Annotated in this window: 13 protein-coding genes and 1 pseudogene; 9 read left to right on the top strand and 5 right to left on the bottom strand. The window is 67.1% G+C overall.

All coding sequences use genetic code 11. The features are described from left to right. Positions 1–82: 82 nt before the first annotated feature. The 6 genes and pseudogenes from JCQ34_RS16220 to JCQ34_RS16195 all read left to right on the top strand — a co-directional run bounded on the left by JCQ34_RS16220 (position 83) and on the right by JCQ34_RS16195 (position 8,417). A complete protein-coding gene (locus JCQ34_RS16220) occupies positions 83–1,291 on the top strand; it encodes an XdhC family protein (RefSeq protein ID WP_286399175.1) in 1,209 nt (402 codons plus the stop codon). Further along, positions 1,282–2,211 (top strand): FAD binding domain-containing protein, encoded by a 930-nt coding sequence (locus tag JCQ34_RS16215; RefSeq protein ID WP_286399173.1) that lies wholly within the window; start codon positions 1,282–1,284, stop codon positions 2,209–2,211. Before JCQ34_RS16220 ends, JCQ34_RS16215 begins: the two co-directional genes overlap by 10 nt. A 2-nt stretch (positions 2,212–2,213) precedes the next feature. After that, positions 2,214–5,048: a molybdopterin-dependent oxidoreductase gene (locus tag JCQ34_RS16210; protein ID WP_286399171.1), complete on the top strand. Its 2,835-nt coding sequence runs from the start codon at positions 2,214–2,216 to the stop codon at positions 5,046–5,048. An 87-nt stretch (positions 5,049–5,135) separates the two neighbouring features. Next, positions 5,136–6,116: an aldo/keto reductase gene (locus JCQ34_RS16205; protein ID WP_286399169.1), complete on the top strand. Its 981-nt coding sequence runs from the start codon at positions 5,136–5,138 to the stop codon at positions 6,114–6,116. 26 nt (positions 6,117–6,142) lie between these two features. Next, entirely contained in the window at positions 6,143–6,790 is a 648-nt protein-coding gene (locus tag JCQ34_RS16200; protein ID WP_286399167.1) for a uracil-DNA glycosylase, read from the top strand. Positions 6,791–6,840: 50 nt separating this feature from the next. Beyond that, positions 6,841–8,417 (top strand): annotated as a pseudogene (locus tag JCQ34_RS16195) (DUF222 domain-containing protein). Positions 8,418–8,507: 90 nt separating this feature from the next. On the opposite strand, the gene nboR reads toward JCQ34_RS16195, so the two are convergent. Both nboR and aceE read right to left on the bottom strand, forming a co-directional pair. Beyond that, a complete protein-coding gene (gene nboR / locus JCQ34_RS16190; RefSeq protein ID WP_286399164.1) occupies positions 8,508–9,212 on the bottom strand; it encodes a nicotine blue oxidoreductase in 705 nt (234 codons plus the stop codon). 79 nt (positions 9,213–9,291) lie between these two features. Beyond that, positions 9,292–12,060, bottom strand: coding sequence for a pyruvate dehydrogenase (acetyl-transferring), homodimeric type (gene aceE / locus JCQ34_RS16185; RefSeq protein WP_286399160.1), 2,769 nt, complete (start codon positions 12,058–12,060; stop codon positions 9,292–9,294). A 312-nt stretch (positions 12,061–12,372) separates the two neighbouring features. Here aceE and JCQ34_RS16180 point away from each other — a divergent pair, with 312 nt between their 5' ends. Genes JCQ34_RS16180 through JCQ34_RS16170 form a run of 3 tightly spaced genes read left to right on the top strand, consistent with a single transcriptional unit; the run spans position 12,373 to position 15,513 of the window. Next, positions 12,373–13,941 (top strand): NCS1 family nucleobase:cation symporter-1, encoded by a 1,569-nt coding sequence (locus tag JCQ34_RS16180; RefSeq protein ID WP_286399158.1) that lies wholly within the window; start codon positions 12,373–12,375, stop codon positions 13,939–13,941. A gap of 53 nt (positions 13,942–13,994) precedes the next feature. Next, positions 13,995–14,738: an aspartate/glutamate racemase family protein gene (locus tag JCQ34_RS16175; protein ID WP_286399155.1), complete on the top strand. Its 744-nt coding sequence runs from the start codon at positions 13,995–13,997 to the stop codon at positions 14,736–14,738. 13 nt (positions 14,739–14,751) lie between these two features. Continuing rightward, positions 14,752–15,513 (top strand): SDR family oxidoreductase, encoded by a 762-nt coding sequence (locus JCQ34_RS16170; protein WP_286399153.1) that lies wholly within the window; start codon positions 14,752–14,754, stop codon positions 15,511–15,513. A 30-nt stretch (positions 15,514–15,543) separates the two neighbouring features. Here the strand turns inward: JCQ34_RS16170 and JCQ34_RS16165 are convergent, their stop codons facing one another. Genes JCQ34_RS16165 through JCQ34_RS16155 form a run of 3 tightly spaced genes read right to left on the bottom strand, consistent with a single transcriptional unit; the run spans position 15,544 to position 18,624 of the window. Then, positions 15,544–15,921: a sterol carrier family protein gene (locus JCQ34_RS16165; RefSeq protein WP_286399150.1), complete on the bottom strand. Its 378-nt coding sequence runs from the start codon at positions 15,919–15,921 to the stop codon at positions 15,544–15,546. Positions 15,922–15,960: 39 nt separating this feature from the next. Continuing rightward, positions 15,961–16,977 (bottom strand): asparaginase, encoded by a 1,017-nt coding sequence (locus JCQ34_RS16160; RefSeq protein ID WP_286399148.1) that lies wholly within the window; start codon positions 16,975–16,977, stop codon positions 15,961–15,963. Positions 16,978–17,037: 60 nt separating this feature from the next. After that, positions 17,038–18,624: a molybdopterin-dependent oxidoreductase gene (locus tag JCQ34_RS16155; protein ID WP_286399147.1), complete on the bottom strand. Its 1,587-nt coding sequence runs from the start codon at positions 18,622–18,624 to the stop codon at positions 17,038–17,040. Positions 18,625–18,631 lie beyond the last annotated feature (7 nt).

Genomic DNA, 18,631 nt, shown 5'->3' with positions numbered 1-18,631 from the left:
TCCGGGGGCCGGGCCAACCCTTGGCCCGGCCCCCGGCGGGACCGACAATGGACACCACCGCTGCGGAAGAAGGAGCGCCGCCATGATTGACCTGATCCCTTCACTTGGCCCGTGGGTGCCGCGGCTTGCGGGCGAGGAGTTCGCCGTGGCCACCATCGTGGGCGCGTCCGGCTCGGTGCCACGGCCGGTGGGGACCTCCATGCTGGTCGCCGCATCCGGTGACGTCCTGGGCAGCCTCTCCGGTGGCTGCGTGGAAGGCGCCTTGGTGGCGCTCGCGCAGGAGGCAATGGACGACGGCGTTCCCCGCCACGAGACCTTCGGTTTCAGTTCCGCCGACGCCTTCGCAGCCGGGCTAACCTGCGGGGGAGAACTGGCCATCCACATCGAGCCTGTGCCCGCGGGGACTGGCGCTGCGCACCCGCTCCGCGCCGCCCTTGCGCGACTCGCCGGCCTCGGCCCGGACCAACCCGTCGCGCTGGTACGGCTGCTGGGGAACGCGGGAGGTGCCGCCGTCGTCCTTCCCGATCCGGCCGCTTTCCGTCTGGCCGCGTCTCCCCAGCTGGCAGTGCTGCTCGACGGGGAGCCGGCGCTTCAGGTTGAGGCGCTTGTGCGCGGCGGCGGAGCCGGCCTGGTCCACCTCCCACAACCGGGGGAGTGCGCTGCGGACCGCAGCGACAGCCAGCCGGCGGGGCCGGCTGTCCTGGTGGAGTCCCGGCTGGCCCCGCCACGGATGCTGGTGTTCGGCGCCAACGACTTCGGCGCGGCACTGGTGCCCGCCGCCAAACTGCTGGGCTACCACGTGACCCTCGTGGATGCCCGCCCAGCCTTCGCGTCGCAGCCACGGTTCGCCGCCGCAGACCAGGTGGTCACGGACTGGCCGCACCGCTACCTGGCTGCGGAAGCGGCGGCAGGCCGGACGGACAGCCGCACCGTGGCCGCCGTCCTCACCCATGACCCCAAGTTCGATATCCCCCTGCTGGAAACCGCACTGGCACTGGACCTCGCCTACGTTGGCGCCATGGGATCCCGCCGCAGCCACCTCCAGCGGGTGGACGAGCTCCTCAACGCAGGCGTCCCGCCGGAACGGATCGCCCAGCTGCATTCACCCATCGGCCTTGACCTCGGCGCCGTGACTCCTGCCGAAGTGGCGGTGTCCGTGACCGCGGAACTGATTGCCGCACGGAACAGCGCCGCCACCTGCGGGCCGCTGCGGGACACCTCCGGCGCCATCCACCACCCGGCTGCTCCTGCAGCCGCAGACCTTGATACTCAGGAGATCGCATGGACATGAACACTATCGAGGCGGTGGTCCGCACCACAGACCCCGCACAGTGGCGCGACGGCGATGCCTGGCTTGCCGGTGGCACCGTCCTGTTCTCGTACGGCAGCTACGCCTTTGGCCCCCGGCCGCTCACCCGCCTGCTGGATCTTGGCGAGGCCGGTTGGACGCCCGTCACCGTCACCGACGACGGTATCGAGCTGGCCGCGACCTGCACGATCGCCGAGCTGTACAACCTTCCGGCATCCCCGGCCGCGGCAGGCCGCTCCTGGCCCGGGCTGGACCTGGTCCGCGCGTGCTGCGATTCGTTCGTGGCGTCCTTCAAGATCTGGAACATGTCCACCGTGGGCGGCAACCTCTGCACCTCCCTGCCCGCAGGGCCGATCATCTCGCTGTGCGCCGGGCTGGACGGCACGGCCACCATCCTCGGGCCGGGCGGCACCAGCCGGCGGGTTCCGGTGGCGGACTTCATCACCGGGGATGCGACAAACTGCCTGGCACCCGGCGAGCTGCTCCGCAGCGTCCACCTGCCGGCGTCGGCCCTTGCCTCGCGGGTGGCGTTCCGCCGGCTGTCGCTAAGCAACCTGGGCCGGTCCGGGGCGCTGCTCATTGGAAGGCTCGACGGCGGCGCCTCCCTGGTGCTGACCGTCACCGCCGCCACCAAGCGGCCCGTTCAGCTGCGCTTCGACGGAGTGCCGGATGCAGACCGGCTGGCCGCTGCATTGGACGATGCCATTCCGGCAGAGCTCTATCACGACGACATCCACGGCCTGCCTGCCTGGCGCCGCGATATGGCCTACCGGCTGGCCGAGGAAATCCGCGCGGAGCTGGCAGTCCCCGAGGGAACGCCGGGACTGGCGGTCTCCGGGGACTTCTGGCCGCCCCGGAGCGCCACCCCGCCCGGATCAACAGCACTTTCGAAAGGGGCCTGAGCATGGCCATCGAGATCAATGGCACCCCCGCAGGCACCGCACCCCGCCCCGGCCAGTGCCTGCGCACTTTCCTGCGGGAGCAGGGCAACACCGGCGTGAAGAAGGGGTGCGATGGGGGCGATTGCGGCGCCTGCACCGTGCACGTGGACGGAACACCGGTCCACAGCTGCATCTACCCGGCCGTCCGGGCGGAGGGGCATGCGATCACCACTATTGAGGGGTTGGCTGCTGCTGGCCCTGGCGGTGACGGGGAATTGCACCCCGTGCAGCAGCAGTTCATGGAGCGGCAGGGTTTCCAGTGCGGCTTCTGCACCGCGGGCATGGTGATGACGGCGGCAACGTTCGATGAGAAGCAGAAAGAGAACCTGCCCAGGAACCTCAAGGGCAACCTTTGCCGGTGCACCGGGTACCGCGCCATTGCCGATGCGGTCTGCGGGGATGCCGGCCATCCCGCCCCTGAAGGACGCGGCTCCGGCATCGCCGGGGACGGCCAGCCGGATCCGGAGCCGGGCCGCCTGGGCGACGACGTTCCCGCGCCCGCAAGCCGGGCCGTCGTCACCGGCGCCGCCCGCTACACCCTGGACCTCCCGATGGACCAGCAGCAGGCACTGCTGCACCTGAAGATCCTGCGCTCGCCGCACGCCCACGCACGGGTGGTGTCCATCGACAAGGAGGGGGCGCTGCAGGTCCCTGGCGTCGTGGCCGTCTTCACCCATGAGGACGCGCCGGAGCAGTTGTTCTCCACGGCCCAGCACGAGCTCTTCACCGACGACCCCGACGATACGCGCGTGCTCGATGACGTGGTGCGGTTTCGCGGGCAGCGGGTGGCCGCCGTCGTCGCGGAATCCGTGGGCGCCGCGGAAGCCGGGGTCCGTGCGCTGCACGTGGAGTATGACGAGCTTCCCGCCGTCTTCTCGCCCCAGGATGCCCTGCTGCCCGGCGCTCCTTTGGTCCACGGGGACAAGGACGCCTTTGCCTCCCGCATCGCCGGTCCGGACCGCAACGTGGTGGCGGAACTGCACTCGGAGCTGGGAAACGTGGCCGATGGTTTCGCCGCCGCCGACTTCATCCACGAACAGACCTACCAGACCCAGAGGGTGCAGCACGTTGCGCTGGAAACGCACGCGGCCATCGCCTCGGTGGACGCCGAAGGCCGGCTGCAGGTCCGCACCTCCAGCCAGGTCCCGTTCCTGGTCCGGCGGACGCTGTGCCGGGTGTTCGGCCTGGAAGAAGACAAGGTGCACGTGGTGGCCGGGCGTGTGGGCGGTGGCTTCGGCGGCAAGCAGGAAGTCCTCACCGAGGACCTCGTGGCGCTCGCGGCCCTGAAGCTGCAGCGGCCGGTCCAGCTGGAACTCACCCGCACGGAGCAGTTCACCGCCACCACCACCCGGCACCCGTTCACCATCAAGCTGAAGGCGGGCGCCAGCAGGGCCGGCAGGCTGACGGCCCTGGAGCTGGACGTCGTGACCAACACCGGCGCCTACGGCAACCACGGGCCGGGCGTGATGTTCCACGGCTGCGGTGAATCGCTGGCCGTGTACAACTGCGCAAACAAGAAGGTGGACGCGCACTCGGTGTACACGAACACTGTTCCGGCCGGTGCTTTCCGCGGCTACGGACTCAGCCAGATGATCTTCGCCATCGAGTCTGCCATGGACGAACTGGCGGCCGGGATCGGCATGGATCCGCTGGAGTTCCGCCGCCGGAACATGGTCCGGGAGGGGGACCACATGCTGTCCACCCAGCCGGATCCGGAGGAGGACGTCCACTACGGCAGCTACGGCCTGGACCAGTGCCTGGACCTGGTCCGCGATGCCTTGGACCGCGGCAAGGCCCGCTACCAGGATGCGGGTCTGGATGACCTGGGGCCCGACTGGATGGTGGGCGAGGGCGCTGCACTGTCGATGATCGACACCGTGCCGCCGCGCGGGCACTTCGCCCACTCCCACGTCCGGCTCCTGCCGGACGGAACGTACCAGGCCGACGTCGGTACCGCCGAGTTCGGCAACGGCACCACCACGGTGCACGCACAGTTGGCGGCCACAGCCTTGTCCACGGAGGCGGCCAGGGTGGTGGTGCGGCAGTCAGACACGGACCTGGTGGAGCACGATACCGGTGCGTTCGGCTCTGCCGGTACGGTGGTGGCCGGCAAGGCCACGCTGGCCGCGGCGGAAGAGTTGGCCGTCCGGATCCGGGCCTTCGCGGCAGGCATCCGGCAGACGCAGGCTTCCGCGTGCGTTCTTGACGGAGGCAGCGTTGTGATCGATGGAACTCCCGTGGCACTGGCTGACCTGGCGCAGGCTGCTGCGGATGCCGGCGTCGAACTTGCTGCCGAGGGGCGCTGGGGTGGCACCCCACGCTCCGTAGCCTTCAACGTGCACGGCTTCCGGGTGGCGGTGAACCGCGGCACCGGTGAGCTGAAGATCCTGCAAAGCGTGCAGGCGGCGGACGCCGGCGTGGTGGTCAACCCGCGCCAGTGCCGCGGCCAGATCGAGGGCGGGATCGCGCAGGCCCTGGGTGCCACGCTGTACGAGGAGGTGGTAGTGGACGACGCCGGCAAGGTCACCACGGACATCCTGCGGCAGTACCACATTCCTACTTTCGCGGACGTGCCGCGCAGCGAGGTGTACTTTGCGGACACCAACGACAAACTGGGGCCGCTGGGGGCGAAATCGATGAGCGAAAGCCCGTTCAATCCCGTGGCGCCGGCGCTTGCCAATGCCATCCGGAACGCCACCGGAGTGCGGTTCGCGTCTTTGCCCATCGCCCGGGACCGGATCTACATGGGGCTCAAGGAAGCGGGCCTGGTGCCCAAGCTGGAGCGCGTGACTTCCTAGGCTGGCAGGTGGTCATAGTTCCGCTTGCGCGGGCGCAACCCGGGGTCGGAACTGACCCCGGGTTGCATCGTTGCATATAGTCGGGGGATGGAACAGCGGATTTTAGGCAAGACCGGACGGAACGTCTCCATCGTGGGGCTCGGCACCTGGCAGCTCGGCGCGGACTGGGGCAACGTGGATCCGGCGCAGGCGCAGGCCATCCTCGCAGCCTCGGTGGAGGCCGGCGTCACCCTCTTCGACACCGCCGACGTATACGGCGACGGCAAGAGCGAGCAGGCAATCGGGAAGTTCCTGGCGGACAACCCGGGCCTCGGCATCACGGTGGCCACCAAGATGGGCCGGCGGATGGAACAGCGGCCGGAAAACTACACCCTGGCCAACTTCCGCCAGTGGGTTGACCGCTCACGGAAGAACCTGGGCATGGACACCCTGGACCTGGTCCAGCTGCACTGCCCGCCCACCCCGGTGTACAGCAACAACGAAGTTTATGACGCCCTGGATACACTCGTGGCCGAAGGTGCCATCCGCAACTACGGCGTGAGTGTGGAACGCACGGACGAGGCACTCGAAGCCATCCGGCACGAGGGAACGGCCTCGGTCCAGATCATCCTCAACGCCTTCCGCCTCAAGCCGCTGGACGAGGTACTGCCCGCCGCCAAGGCCGCAGGGGTTGGCATCATCGCCCGCGTGCCGCTGGCATCCGGCCTGCTGTCCGGCAAGTACACCAAGGACACCACGTTCGCGGAGAACGACCACCGCAACTACAACCGCCAGGGCGAGGCCTTCGACGTCGGGGAGACCTTCTCCGGCGTGGACTACGAGCAGGGCCTCAAGGCAGTGAAGGAATTCGAGCAGTTGGTGCCTTCCGGTGCCACCACCGCCCAGGCAGCCATCGCGTGGATCGCCGCGCAGGACGGCGTCACCACCGTTATCCCGGGCGCCCGCAATGTGGAGCAGGCCCGCGCCAATGCTGGCGCGGCCACTGTCAGCGTGGGCAAGGAGTTCGACGACGGCGTCCGCTGGATCTATGACCACTACTTCCGCGAGTCCATCCACCCGCGCTGGTAACCCGGTCGCCGCCTGGAAGCTCGCCGGTGACTGACCCAGTCCATGACGTTGTAGAGCGGCTCGCGGCCGTGGAGCTGGGGCCTGGGTGCACCAACTTCTTCAATCATGAAGTTCCGGCGAACGCGCTGCGCCGGCACAACCTTGAGCTCTACCTGCAGGAGATGCTGGACCGGCGGCCCAAGGTGCTGCTGGTGGGGGAGGCGCCGGGCTTCAGGGGCATGCGGATTACCGGGGTGCCCTTCACCAACAGGGTCATTCTCGGAGGGCCCGCCAACAGCTTCGGGCTCTTCGGCCCCGGCAAGGGCTACGTTCTGCCTCCCGAAGCTGCAGGGGTAGCTGCCGAGCCCACCGCCACCGTGCTCTGGCAAGTCCTGGAAGAAGTGGGGTTCCTGCCGCTGCTGTGGAGTGCTTTTCCCTGGCACACCCACAAGCCGGGGCAGCCGTTGTCCAACCGCACGCCCAGGCCGTCCGAAACCAACCTCGGCACGTCTTTCTGGCAGGAACTGGCGGAGCTGTTCGGAGTCACCTCCATCGTGGCGGTGGGAAACGTGGCCCAGCACAGCCTGCAGCGCAGTGGTCTGTCCGCGCCAAAAATCCGGCACCCGGCCCATGGCGGGCGGTCCGGCTTCAAACAGGGGCTGGAACAGCTATTGGAAAGTGGGATGCAGGCCTGAGCTGACGTCTTCACGGCCAGAATGTCGTACCCCCTTGTCATGATTGGTTTATGGGGAAGGCAGCGGTAACCAGGGCTTATGCGGACATCCGGGCTGCCCTTGCTGTGTTGCATGCGGAGGTGGATGGGTGCGGTTCTGAGCCGTTCTCGGTGGCTGATCCGTTGGCGGGGCTGGCTGATGGGTGCCTGGACGTTTTGGCCGGTGCCCGTGAGGTGGAGGCCGGGTTCGCTGGTTTGAAGGCGAAGGCTGCGGTGACGTACGCGGGGAGCGCCTCTGTTGTTGCCGGGCCTGATGTGCCGGTGCAGGCGCAGGAGATGGCGTTCGCGGCGGAGGTCGGGTGTGTGCTGGCTTTGGGGCCGCGGGCTGCGTCATCGTTCCTGGCGACTTCGCACGCCGTTGTTTCCTCGTTGCCGCGGACGTTGGCGGGGCTGCAGACCGGGACTCTGTCGTGGCAGCACGCGGTGGTGATGGCGGATGAGACGGCCGGCCTTGATGCTGCGGGGGCGACGGCGTTGGAAGCCCATTTCCTTGACCCTGACGCCCAGGACCCTGCTCGGGGGTGCCCGGTGGGGGAGATGCCGGCGCACCGGTTTCGGGTCAAGGCCAGGACGTGGCGGGAACGTCACCACGCGGAGAGCATCGAGAAACGCCATGCCAAGGGGCTGGCGGATCGGCGGGTGGAGTTCCGGCCGGACCAGGATGGGATGGCGTGGCTGTCCGCGTGCCTGCCGGCGGCTGAGGCGTTGGCCGGTGGAACCGGCTCACCGCGATCTCGCGTGGCATGCAGGGGCCGGATGAGTCCCGCAGCATGCCGCAGCTGCGGGCCGACAAGTTCGCCAGTGCGGTCCTTGGCAGCGGCAGTATCGTCCACGCCGGTGGTCCCTGTGCCACGCCCTTATCCGACGCAGGCAGTGACGTCGAGGCCGTCCACCGGGGCGGCGCTGGTGCCGTCGACGGTCCAGATGCCGGTGGACGTTACGGTGCCGGGCAGCAGCCCTGGTCTTCGCCGATCCATGCGCAGGTCCTGGTCACGGTCCCGGTGTACTCGTTGATGGGGTTGACGGATGAGCCGGCCGTGCTGGACGGGTACGGGACGATCCCGCCGTCGATGGCGCGGGACCTGGTGGCGAATGGGGCAACATCGTTTTACCGGGTGTTGGTGGATCCCCGGGACGGGGCGCCGCTGGAGATCGGGCGGACGAGTTACCGGGTGACCCACGCGATGCGGGCTTGGTTGCGGATGCGGGACGGTAAGTGCCCGTTCCCGGGCTGCAGCAATAATTCCCTGGATAATGACGCCGACCACATCCTCGCCTGGGCCAACGGCGGCACCACCGGGATCAGCAACCTGGGACAGCCCTGCCCGAAACACCACAAACTCCGCCACACCACCGGGTGGAAACCCACCCCGGCCACCAAAAACGAACCACCCGGCTGGACCTCACCCACCGGCAGGCAGTACCCGAGCGAACACCAGGACTGGGAACCAACGAAATGGCCAGCCCTTCGCAACCGGAACAAGGTACCGGGGGAGGGAGCGCCTGGCGTGCTTTCGGATCTCGTGCGCCTCGGCATATCCCCTGCAGAACATTGGCTGGAGCGGATCCTGCACGCCCCAACCGCCTGACGCGGCCCGGGTCATGTTGCCCTGACCGTGCTCGAGTGCTTGTGGAGGTCGCCTGCTACTGGAGCCCCGGGTGCTGAGGGTGGGAGGGCGCTAGCGTAGAAGACCCAGCTGGTCCGGCGTATCGACGTCTTCACCGGTGGACTGGTCGCTGCAGTCCACCTCATCCACCAAGTCCGGGTGGGAGCGCAGAAAGCCGCGCGCCCCGGCGTCGCCCGTCACCGTTGCGCACACGGCCTCCCGCAGGGAGGCGTCGATGAGCAGGGGGTGCCCGCGGCGGAGTTGTCCCGCTTGCCGGTTGTCTCCGTGGCCGGCGCTGTTGTCTTTGCGGCCGCTATGGTCCGTCAGCGCGCCCTCAGCGAATGCGCGGCGGTACGCGGCGGCGGTGATCCGGCCCGTACGATGCCGGGCCAGCAACCGTGCCACGGTTTCACGGGTCAGGCCGGGTTGGTCCACGAGGGCGATCAAAACGTGGCTTCCGGGATCCGCGGCTCGGTTTCCAAGGAGGAACGAGCTGCCCATGCCCGTCTGCCACTCCGGGTTCTTCACTACCCGGAAGCGGTCGAGGCCGGCAACCGACTGAACTTCAGATGCTCCTGCCCCCAGGACCACCACCACTTCCCGGCAGCCGCCGTCGAGCAGTGTGTTGGCGACCGACTCCACCAGCGGCCGGCCCCGGTAGGGCAGCAGCGCCTTCGGTCCCAGTCCCAGGCGGGTGCCCGCTCCGGCCGCAAGGACGACGCCAATCACCCCGTGGCCAGTCGGGCCTGCGGGCCCGGGCGCGTCCGTGTTCTTCATAGCTGCACCCTAGCCAATGCCAAAGCAGTCGGGGCAGCCTCCCCCCGGAAACTGCCCCGACTGCTGCCGGCTGTGGTTGTCAGGCGTCGCCGCCCGCCCCGCCGGTGGTGCCGGCGTTGACGTCTAGGATCTTGTAGCGGTCCATGGCGTACGACGGCGCACCCTCCTCAACTTCGCCCCTCGCCGCGAGCATCTGCAGTACTTTCACGACGATGGAGTGGGTGTCGTTTTTGAAGTAGCGGCGGGCTGCTGCGCGGGTGTCGGAGAAGCCGAAGCCGTCGGCGCCGAGGGTGGCGTATTCGTTGGGGACGAATTGCCGGATCTGGTCCGGGACGGCCTTCATGTAGTCGGACACGGCGACGATGGGGCCGGTGGCTCCTTCGAGTTGCTGGGTGACGAAGGGGACGCGGGTGGGTTGGCCGGGGTTGAGGAAGGCTTCCTCTTCGGCGGCGAGGCCGTCGCGGCGCAGCTCGTTCCAGGAGGTCACGGACCAGACGTCGGCGGAGACGTTCCAGTCATCGGCCAGCACGCGCTGGGCTTCGAGGGCCCAGGGTACGGAGACGCCGGAGGCGAGGATCTGGGTGCGGGGACTGCTTTCGTTCAGTCCTGCGGCCTTCGCCGGGGCGAGCAGGTAGATGCCCTTGATGACGCCTTCGACGTCGAGGTTCTCGGGTTCTGCGGGCTGGATGATGGGTTCGTTGTACACGGTGAGGTAGTACATGACGTTTTTGTCGCCGTTGTGTCCTTCGGACTCTGCCCCGTACATCCGTTCCAGGCCGGAGCGGACGATGTGTCCGATCTCGTAGCCATAGGCGGGGTCGTAGGTGAGCACGGCGGGGTTGGTGGAGGCCAGCAGGGGGGAGTGGCCGTCGGCGTGCTGGAGGCCTTCGCCGGTGAGGGTGGTCCGTCCTGCGGTGGCGCCGATGATGAAGCCGCGGGTCATTTGGTCCGCGGCGGCCCAGAAGGCGTCGCCGGTGCGCTGGAAGCCGAACATGGAGTAGAACACGTAGACCGGGACCAGGGGGATGCCGTGGGTGGCGTAGGAGGTCCCGGCGGCGGTGAACGCTGCCACGGCGCCGGCTTCGTTGATCCCGGGGTGGATCAGCTGCCCGGCGGGGGATTCCTTGTACGCCAGGACCAGGTCACGGTCCACCGACAAGTAGTTCTGGCCGGCCGGGCTATAGATCTTGGCAGTCGGGAAAAACGCGTCCATACCGAAAGTGCGGGACTCATCCGGCACGATGGGCACAATCCGGTTCCCGAATTTCTTGTCCCTGAGCAAATCCTTCAGCAGGCGCACGAATGACATCGTGGTGGCCGCCATTTGCTTGCCCGAGCCGCGCTTGGCAACCTCGTAGGACTTGGCATCCGGAAGCTCCACGGCCTGATGACCTCCACGGCGCTCCGGAACGGACCCGCCCAGTGCCCTCCTTCGTTCGAGGAGATAGGCAATCTCGGGCGCATCGAATCCCGGGTGGTAGTAGGGAGGCCCGTAGGGATCGGCATCAAGCTGTTCATCCGAAATGGGAATGCGCAGGTAGTCCCTGAACTCCTTGAGATCCCCGATGGTCAGCTTTTTCATCTGGTGGGTGGCGTTGCGGCCTTCGAAGTGGGGGCCGAGGCCGTAGCCCTTGACGGTGTGGGCGAGGATGACGGTGGGTTTGCCCTTGAATTCGGTGGCTGCTTTGTAGGCGGCGTAGACCTTGCGGTAGTCGTGGCCGCCGCGTTTGAGGTTCCAGATCTGGTCGTCGGTGAGGTCCGCGACGAGGTCCTTGGTCTGCGGGGTTTTGCCGAAGAAGTGTTCGCGGACGAACCCGCCGGATTCGGCCTTGTAGGTCTGGTAGTCCCCGTCGACGGTTTCGTTCATGATTTTCACCAGGGACCCGTCGGTGTCGCGGGTGAGCAGGTCATCCCATTCCCGGCCCCAGACGACCTTGATCACGTTCCAGCCCGCGCCGCGGAAGAACGCTTCGAGTTCCTGCATGATCTTGCCGTTGCCGCGCACCGGACCGTCCAGGCGCTGGAGGTTGCAGTTGATCACGAAGTTCAGGTTGTCCAGGTTCTCGTTCGCGGCGAGCTGGAGCAGGCCGCGGGATTCGGGTTCGTCCATTTCCCCGTCGCCCAGGAACGCCCAGACCTGCTGGTCGGAGGTGTCTTTCAGGCCCCGGTTGTGCAGGTAGCGGTTGTTCTGGGCCTGGTAGATCGCGTTCATCGGCCCGATGCCCATGGACACGGTGGGGAATTCCCAGAAGTGCGGCATCAGGCGCGGGTGCGGGTAGGAGGACAGGGCGTGGCCCTCACGGGACTTTTCCTGCCGGAACCCGTCCAGGTCCTCCTCGGAGAGGCGGCCTTCCATGAACGCCCGGGCGTACATGCCGGGGGAGGCGTGGCCCTGGAAGAAGACCTGGTCCCCGCCGCCGGGGTGGTCCTTGCCGCGGAAGAAGTGGTTGAACCCGACCTCGTACAGGGTCGCGGCCCCGGCGTAGGTGGAGATGTGCCCCCCGACGCCGATATCGGGCCGCTGCGCCCGGTGCACCATGACCGCGGCGTTCCACCGCATGTACGCCCGGTAGCGGCGCTCGTACTCCTCGTTGCCCGGGAACTCGGCTTCCTGGTCCACCGGGATCGTGTTCACGTAATCGGTGGTGGTCACCATCGGCACACCCACGCTCTGCGCACCCGCGCGCTGCAGCAGGCTCCGCATGATGTATTGGGCACGCTCGGTGCCCTGTTCCCTGATCAACGCATCCAGGGACTCAACCCACTCGGCAGTCTCTTCCGGATCACGATCAGGCAGCTGGTTAGTCAACCCGCTGAGGATATGGGAGGTATCTTCTCCTGCAGCCACGGCAGCCTCTTTTCATCTTTGAATGGATCGGCTCATATTTTCGTATTGTGAGAAAACATTATTGCTAGATGAGATTAGTGAGTGAGAGGGCCGGGGTCAACGTGACAGCCGCCACCTCCCGCCCGTTGGCGCGCATAGAAGCGAAGCGACGGATTGTGACCGACCCGGAGTGCCCGGGGCGCTTGACCGGCAGTGACCTGGGTCATACCATTATTTCACTATTCAATATCTCGTTTCCGCTAGGTGGAATAACAGAAACGACTCTCCCGGTCGGCCTCACCACCCGGAATCCTCCAAAGAATTGAGACCCCTATGCAAACCCCTCCCACGGCGGGCGTTGCTGCTGAGCAGGGCCTGACAGCGTCGTCGGCCCCTACAGCACATGCCACCAACAGTGTTGAAGCCCTGTGTGAATCCGCCAGCGCAGCTTCAGGCACAAGCATCAGCCCTTCCCTGTACAACTCGGATCTGGCCCCCACCAAGCGAGCCGGCCGCAGCTGGACCAGCTACAGCATCTTCACCCTTTGGGCCAACGACGTGCACAGCCTGGGCAACTACGCCTTCGCCATCGGTCTGTTCGCGTTGGGGCTGGGCGGGTGGCAGATCCTCATGGCCCTCGGCATCGGTGCCGCCCTGCTGTTCGGCCTCCTGACGCTTTCCGGCTTCATGGGTGTCAAGACCGGTGTTCCCTTCCCGGTCATGAGCCGCATCAGCTTCGGCATCAGGGGAGCCCAGATCGCCAGCCTCCTCCGCGGAGCCGTGGCAGTGGCCTGGTTCGGCATCCAGACCTACCTCGCGTCCGTGGTGTTCCGCGTGATGATCGTGGCCATGTTCCCAGCGTTGGCGGACATGGACAAAGACTCCATCCTAGGCCTGTCCACACTCGGCTGGATGGCATTCGTGACCCTCTGGGTGGTCCAGCTGGTGATTGTCAGCTTCGGCATGGAAATGATCCGCAAGTATGAGGCCTTCGCCGGCCCCGTCATTCTTGCCACCATGGCCGCGATGGCCATCTGGATCTTCGTCGAAGCCGGCGGAAGCATCGCATGGTCCTCCAACAAGGCGCTGGAAGGGCCGGAAATGTGGCTCACCATCTTCGCGGGCGGCGCCCTGTGGGTGTCCATCTATGGCACCTTCGTCCTCAACTTCTGCGACTTCACCCGCTCGGCGGTCTCCAAAAAGGCTGTGGTGCGCGGCAACTTCTGGGGCATCCCCATCAACATGCTGGTCTTCGGCGCCATCGTAGTGGTCATGGCCGGCGGCCAGTTCAAGATCAACGGCACCATCATCAAGAGCCCCTCGGACATCGTCCAGACCATCCCCAACACGCTCTTCCTGGTCCTGGCCTGCCTTGCCCTGTTGATCCTGACCATCGCCGTGAACCTGATGGCCAACTTCGTGGCCCCCGTTTACGCCCTGACCAACCTGTTCCCCAAACGGCTGAACTTCCGCAAGGCTGCCATGGTCTCGGCGACGATCGGCCTGGTCATCCTGCCCTGGAACCTCTACAACAACCCGCTGGTCATCGTGTACTTCCTCGGTGGACTCGGTGCGCTGCTCGGCCCGCTGTTTGGCGTTGTCATGGCCGACTACTGGCTGATCCGGCGTGGCAAGGTCAACGTGCCGCAGCTCTACACGGCATCCCCTGACGGCGCGTACTTCTATAAGAAGGGCGTCAACCCCCGCGCCATCATTGCCATGGTTCCAGCGGCCGTCCTGGCCCTGCTCATCGCCTTCGTGCCCGGACTGGCTGCGGCGGCCCCGTTCGCCTGGTTCTTTGCAGCGGGCATCGCCGCCACGCTCTACTTCTTCATCGCCGACCGCAACCAAAGGCTCGAAGACCACGATGGTGAGGCAATCGCCGTCGTCAGCACCCACTGAGCCCTACCAGCAAAGCGGCCCACAGGGATCCGCAGCACCAAAGGACCTACCCCATGCGCATACTCGTCGCCAACGTGAACACCACCTCGTCGATGACCGACTCCATTGCCGCCTCGGCGCGCAGCGTAGCCGCTCCCGGTACGGAGATCGTCGGCATCACCCCAAGGTTTGGGGCGGACTCCTGCGAGGGAAACTTTGAGAGTTACCTGGCCGCCATTGCCGTCATGGACGCCGTCACCTCCTACCCGGAGCCCTTCGATGCCGTTGTGCAGGCCGGCTACGGCGAGCACGGCCGTGAAGGTCTGCAGGAGCTGCTGGATGTGCCGGTGGTGGACATCACCGAGGCCGCGGCCAGCACGGCGATGTTCCTGGGGCATAAATACTCCGTGGTCACCACCCTGGATCGCACGGTTCCCCTCATCGAGGACCGGCTGAAGCTGGCCGGGCTGGACGCCAGGTGCGCGTCCGTCCGAGCCAGCGGCATGGCGGTGCTGGAACTCGAGGAAGAGCCGGAGCGGGCCGTGGAAGCCATCATCAACCAGGCGATGCTTGCGGTCACGCAGGATAGGGCCGAGGTCATCGTGCTCGGCTGCGGCGGCATGGCCGGACTGGATGAGCAGATCCGGCAGCGGGCGGGAGTCCCCGTCGTGGACGGCGTGGCTTCCGCGGTGACCATCGCCGAATCCCTGGTCCGGATGCGCCTCTCCACCTCCAAGGTGCGGACGTTCGCTGCGCCCCGGCCCAAGACCGTCATAGGCTGGCCGCTGAACAAGCCGGCCGTGCCGGCGCAGCCCTAAGCCAGGAGACAGAATGGACACGTCCCCTCCCACTGCCCGCGTCGCCGTCGTCACCGGGGCCGGCTCCGGCATCGGCCGGGAGGTTGCCCGGCAGATGCTGGCCGACGGCTACCGCGTGGCGCTGGCCGGCCGCCGTGAAGCCCAGTTGAAGGAGACAGCGGACAATCATCCGGACGCGCTCGTGGTGCCGTGCGACGTCACCCGGCCCGACGACGTCGAACGCCTTTTCGACGCGGTCCACCAAAAGTGGGGGCGCGTGGACGTGCTGTTCAACAACGCCGGTGTGTTCGGGCCCGCAGCAGGCGTGGACGAGATCAGCCTGGAGGACTGGAACGCCACGGTGGCCGTGAACCTCACCGGGTCCATGCTGTGTGCAGCGGCCGCTGTCCGGGCCATGAAGGCGCAGGAGCCGCAGGGAGGGCGGATCATCAACAACGGCTCCATATCGGCCCACTCGCCCCGGCCCCGCACCGTGGCGTATACAGTCACCAAGCACGCCATGACCGGCCTGACCAAGAGCATCGAACTGGACGGCCGCGGATATGGCATCACGTGCGGGCAGATCGACATCGGCAACACGGCCACCGAAATCATGGACACTATCGGCGTCGGCTCGGGGGCGCTCCAAGCGGACGGCAGCCGCAGGGTGGAGCCGATGTTTCCCGTGAAGGACGCGGCGCGCGCGGTGCTGATGATGGCCAACATGCCTGCCACTGCCAGTGTTGGTTCAGTGGTGGTCACCGCAGCCGGCATGCCCTTCATCGGCCGCGGCTGACGCGACGCGGCTGGGGCAGGGACAGCAGGGCTAGAGGGGCAGCAGCGCCGACAGGTCCGCCCGCAGGCCTGACGCTGCCACTTTGCCGGCGGTAACTGCTTCCGCCCAGCCCACCTGTCCCGTCACCATTGCAAGCCAGGTGGCGGCGTCGCACTCGATCACGTTTGGCGGGGTGCCGCGCGTGTGCCGCGGTCCCTCCACGCACTGCGTGACGCCGAACGGGGGCACGCGCACCTCAACAGAGTTGCCCGGGGCGCGGGCGGTGACTTCCTCCAGCGAGTACCTCACGGCGGTGGCCAGGACAGTGCGCGGCACGGAAGCGCCCGACGGCGTCCGGGCGGCTTCCAGCCATGCCTTCAGTGCTGCTTTGCCTTCCTGGACGTCAATACGACGGCGGGCTACGGCCATGCTTTTAGTCTTTCCTTTTGCGTCGGTTGGGAGTCGGTGTCAGTCCAGGAGCGCGGAAACCGCCGGGCCCAGCCGGATCTTGCCCACTGGACGGCCCCCACCAAGCACCGGCTCAACCACCTTCTCCAGGGCACTGGCGACCCCCGGAATCTCTACCGCCCCCGCTGCCGCAAGAAGTGTCAGGGCCACGAGCGAGGTGGCGCGGACGTTTCCGTCGAGGATCTTAACGGCCACGGAAACGCCCTGGGGCGTGGCCATGGCCAGGACGCCCTCGGCCCCGATCTTGGCTATGATCTCGAGCTCGTCCATCACCAGGGTGTTGGCTTCGCCGCGGCCCTGTACGGCCCACGGGTAGTCGAGCATTGAGGTGGCGATGGTGGCTGCCCTGGCGCTGAAGCTCTGGTCACCCGGGGCCTTGGCCAGCTGCGAGTAGGCCCGGGCCAGCCCCTTCAGGGAAACGGCTGCCACGGGAGCGCCGCAGCCGTCGATGCCCAGGTGCGCTATCTGTTCGCCCGTGTATTCCTCGATGACTGTGCGGACCCGCTGCTGCAGCGGGTGGTTGGGCTCCAGGTAGCTGTGCGTGTCCCACCCGTTCTCGGTGCAGGCCCACAGGAAAGCGGCGTGCTTCCCTGAACAGTTGTAGGCCAGCCGCGACTTCCCCTTCTCCGAGCGAACCAGCCAATTGCGGGCAGTTTCATCCTGGGGCCAGGCCTCCGGGCACTGCAGCTGGTCTTCACGGACGCCTGCTGCCTTGAGCATGCCCGCCACCACGTCCATGTGGTCCAGGGAACCCGTGTGGCTTCCGCAGGCGATGGCCACCTGGGCGCCACGCAGCGGAACCCCGGACTGCATGGACGCCAGCGCCTGGAACGGCTTGAGGGTAGAGCGGGCGTAGATGGGGGTGTTGATGTCGCCAAGCTCGGTGACCACCGACCCGTCGGCGGACAGCAGGACGGCGGAACCGATGTGCCGCGACTCCACGAAGCCGCTGCGTTCGATCACGGCCAGTTCGACGGCGGAGTCCACGGTGAAGGTGGCATGCGGATTGTGCGGCATGGTGCCAGTCTATGGGCCAGCCTGCCACAGCGCCGGGACCCGCTACTGGATGGTGACCATCTACTGCACGGTCACCATCACCGACTGCCAGCCGGAGGCGCCGTCGGGAACCGGATCGGCGCGCTTGTCCGTCTGGACCTCACCGGTGCCGTCGGTGGCCCGGACCTTGATGTAGTGCGGGCCGGGCGTGGCGTCCCATTCGTAGGACCACTGGCGCCAGGTGACGGTGGAGGCTTCAGTGGAAAGCGTAGTTTCCACCCAATCCGCATTATCGATCTGGATCTCCACCTTGGTGATGCCGCGCGTCTGGGCCCAAGCGGTGCCACCCACGGCAACCTTCCCTGCCGGTACCTTGGCGAAGGACTTGGGCACCTCCACGCGCGCCATGGTCTTGATGGGGCCGCGCTCGGACCACCCGCGGTTTGTCCAGTAAGCCTTGTTGTCGGCGAAGCGGGTGACTTCCAGGTCCACCACCCACTTGGTGGCAGAGACGAATCCGTACAGCCCGGGGACCACCATCCGCACCGGGTAGCCGTGCTCCAGCGGCAGCGGTTCGCCGTTCATGCCGATGGCCAGCATGGCGTCGCGGTCGTCCTGCAGCACCTCCAGCGGAGTGGAGGCGCTGAAACCGTCAATGGAGGTGGACAGCACCATGTCCGCGCCGTCCTTGGGCTTGGCCCGCGCCAGGACCTCGCGGATGGGAAGGCCAAGCCACTTGGCGTTTCCGGCAAGGTTGCCGCCCACGGGGTTGGAGACGCAGGTGAGGGTCACGTGCGATTCGATCAGCTGCGCGTCCAGCAGGTCCTGGAAAGTGAGCGTTACTTCCTGCTCCACAAGGCCGTGCACGCGCAGTTCCCAGTCGTTGACGTTGATTTCCGGAACACTCAGGGCGGTATCGATGCGGTAGAACTCATTGCTGGGCGTCAGCCAGGGGGTAACGCCCTGAACGGGGGACTGGACGCCCGCTGGTACGGGCGCTGCAGCCTTGGCCGGTGCCGGCAACCGCAGGGCATCCCTGGCCTGGGCTACATTGTTGCGCGCGGCGCCCAATAGCCGTCCGCCGGTCGCCGCGATTCCCGCAGCCACCGCGGTGATCCCTGCGGCGGTGAAGAAACTCCGGCGGCTGGTGCCCTCGCCGCGTTCCCGGGCATCGCCGGCGTACGCTGTATCCGCCGGAGCTTCCGGCCATTCCTTCAGCCCCCACAGCGTCACCATCAGCCTGCGCAGGACCACCAACCCGGCCAGCGTCCCCAGCACCGACGGGATGGCGTCCGCGATGCCGACGCCTGAACGGGTCACCACGCACGCCACAATCACGGCGCCCATGAACAGCACACCCAGGACGCCCAGCGCCCACTTCCGGTAGGCCACCACGCCCAGAACGCAGGCAAGCACCGCGATGGTCAGGCCCATGCCCACGAACAGGGCGGCCTTGTCGTTCGTGCCGAACGTGGCGATCGCGAAGTCCTTCAGCCAGGGCGGCGTGAAGTCGATGAAGGTGGACCCCAGGGCAAACAGCGGTGTTGCCCTGGCGGTAAAGAAAGCGCCAATCAGCTCCGCAACGGCAAGTACGACGGCGGCCGCCACCACGCCTGCCAAGGCGGCCATGGCGGCGGGGCCGATTTTCCGGTTTCGAAGCGTTGTCATGTGTATG

This window comes from Pseudarthrobacter defluvii (assembly GCF_030323865.1).
Taxonomy (GTDB): Bacteria; Actinomycetota; Actinomycetes; order Actinomycetales; family Micrococcaceae; genus Arthrobacter; species Arthrobacter sedimenti.
Note: the sequence above shows the minus strand (reverse complement) of the source record. Positions and strands in the feature narration are given on the sequence as shown.